This window comes from Pedococcus sp., from assembly GCF_036554925.1.
Taxonomy (GTDB): domain Bacteria; phylum Actinomycetota; class Actinomycetes; order Actinomycetales; family Dermatophilaceae; genus Pedococcus_A.
In genome coordinates, this window is sequence record NZ_DATBMI010000157.1 from 1 (window position 1) to 2,338 (window position 2,338).

The 2,338-nt window shown below is 71.9% G+C and carries 2 protein-coding genes; one reads left to right on the forward strand and one right to left on the reverse strand.

The features are described 5' to 3' along the window. Window positions 1-161 precede the first annotated feature (161 nt). Window positions 162-1,127, forward strand: coding sequence for a hypothetical protein (locus tag VIB11_RS12875; protein ID WP_332031634.1), 966 nt, complete (start codon window positions 162-164; stop codon window positions 1,125-1,127). A 24-nt stretch (window positions 1,128-1,151) separates the two neighbouring features. Here the strand turns inward: VIB11_RS12875 and VIB11_RS12880 are convergent, their stop codons facing one another. Beyond that, a complete protein-coding gene (locus tag VIB11_RS12880) occupies window positions 1,152-2,183 on the reverse strand; it encodes a hemolysin family protein (RefSeq protein WP_332031635.1) in 1,032 nt (343 codons plus the stop codon). Window positions 2,184-2,338 lie beyond the last annotated feature (155 nt).

Sequence of the window (2,338 nt, forward strand, 5' to 3'; positions counted from 1 at the left end):
CGCGCAGGTGTTTGCGTCGACACGCTGGCGCGCAGGGTGTTTGCGTCGACACGCTGGCGAACGGCCCTTCCCGGCCTTCCCCAGGGCGCTTTCCCAGCCCCTCGTCATCCACCTGTGGAGTAGCCGGCGGGCGCCGCCTCCGTTGGCGACAACCTCTGGGTATGCCGCGTGTGCCCCTGCCTGCCGAGCTCACCTCCCGGGCGTTCACCACGTCGGAGGCGCTCGAGCTCGAGGTGGGCACCAAGCGTCTGCGGGGCAGCGACCTGAGCCGACCCTTCCACGGGGTGCGCACTGCAGCCCCGGTGGACGGGGTGGTGGCGCTGGCAGAGGCAGCTCGGCTCGTGCTGCCCGACGACATCGCCTTCTCGCACTGCACGTCGGCGATGATCCACGGGCTGCCCCTGCCGGCGGTCCGCGAGCACCTCGAACCCGTGCACGTCATGCGGCGAACGGGCCTGAACCGCACGCTCCGTGCCAGCTGCCTCCCACACCGCGGGCTGGAGACGAGGGGGACCGACACCCGCAAGGGCCTGCCGGTCGTCGGCCTGGCCGACACCTGGTGCGACCTCGGCCCGCTGCTCGGGCACGACGACCTCGTGGTGCTCGGAGACCAGGTCGCGAACCGGTTGGGGTCGGTCGAGCCCCTGCGCACCGCGCTCGGCGCGAGGGTGCGGGCTCGCGGTGCGGTCAGGCTGCGGGAGGCACTGCGCTGGATCCGCCTCGGGTCGGGCTCGCCGATGGAGACGCGCACGCGCCTGTTGTTCGTGCGGTCCGGACTACCCGAGCCCGAGCTCAACGCCAAGGTCGAGCACGACGACGGGGGCTTCCTCTGCTGGGCCGACTTCTACTGGCGCAAGCAGGGCGTCATCGGTGAGTACCAGGGGGATCACCACTTCGGAAGCTTCGACCGCGGTGACGACGACATCGCCCGGCGGCTGCTGGCCGAGGACGCCGACCACAAGTACATCGAGGTGACGAAGAAGGACTTCTTCAACGCCGGTCGCCGCCACGCGATGCTGACCCGGTTCGCCCACTTCCTCGGCGTCGACACGCTGGCATTTCGCCCTTCGCAGTCGATCGAAGGGCCGTTTCCCAGCGTGTCGACGGTATGCCGCGTGCGCGGGTAAGGGGGTGAGGGGCCGGCCCGGGGGTCAGCGCTGGGAGGCGTCGGTGACCTCGCCGACGAGCTCCTCCAGGACGTCCTCGAGGAAGACGACCCCGAGGTCGGCGCCCTGCGGGTCGACGACCCGGGCCAGGTGGGCGCCGGTGCGCTGCATCGTCGCCAGCACCTCCTCCACCTCGTCGTCGGGCTGCACCGTCGCGAGCCGCCGCACCCGCTTGACCGGCACCGGCAGATGGCGCTCCGTGTCGTCGGCGTACAGCACGTCCTTGAGGTGGAGGTACCCCGCCAGCGTCCCGGAGGCGTCGACCAGCGGGTACCGCGAGAACCCGCGCTTGGCGACCAGGCGCTCGACGTCATCGGGCGTCGCGGTCAGCGGGAGCGTCACGAGGGAGTCCAGGGGCACGGCCACGTCGATCGCGTCCTTGTCACTGAACTCGAGCGCCGCGCCCACGAGGCCGCGCTGCTCCTCCTCGATCAGTCCCTCGCGGTGCGACTCGGTGACGATGTGCTGCACCTCCTCGGCCGTGAACGCCGACGCGATCTCGTCCTTGGGCTGGACCCGCATCAGCCGCACGATGGCCTTGGCGATGGCCTCCATGACCCGGATCAGGGGCCGCAGCGCCCGCGTCACGAACACCAGCATCGGCACGAGCACCAGGGCCGAGCGCTCGGGCCCGGCGATCGCGAGGTTCTTGGGGATCATCTCGCCGACCACCACGTGCAGGTAGATGACGATGAGCAGGGCCAGCGCGAGGGCGGTGCCGTCGGCGAGGGCCTCGGGCACCCCGGCTCCCTCCAGCAGCGGCACCAGCGTGTGGTGGAGCGCCGCCTCGGAGATCGCGCCGAGCAGCACCGAGCACACCGTGATGCCGAGCTGGGCGCAGGCGAGCAGCGAGCCCATCTGCTCCAGCGCGTCGAGGCAGATCTGCGCCCGGCGCGAGCCGCCGGCGGCGAGGGGCTCGAGCTGCGAGCGCCGTGCCGCCATCGCCGCGAACTCGGCGCCGACGAAGAACGCGTTGAGCAGCAGCAGGAGGATCGTGATCCAGACGGCGAGGCCCATCAGGACTCCTCCCCCGCCGCGGCGGCCTGCGGGGCGTGCTCCGCGCCGGCCCCCGGCTCCTCGAGGGGCTCGAACCGCAGCCGGTCGACCCGCATGCCGTCCATCGCGAGCACGCTGACCCGCCAGCCGGGCAGCTCGACCACGTCACCGACCAC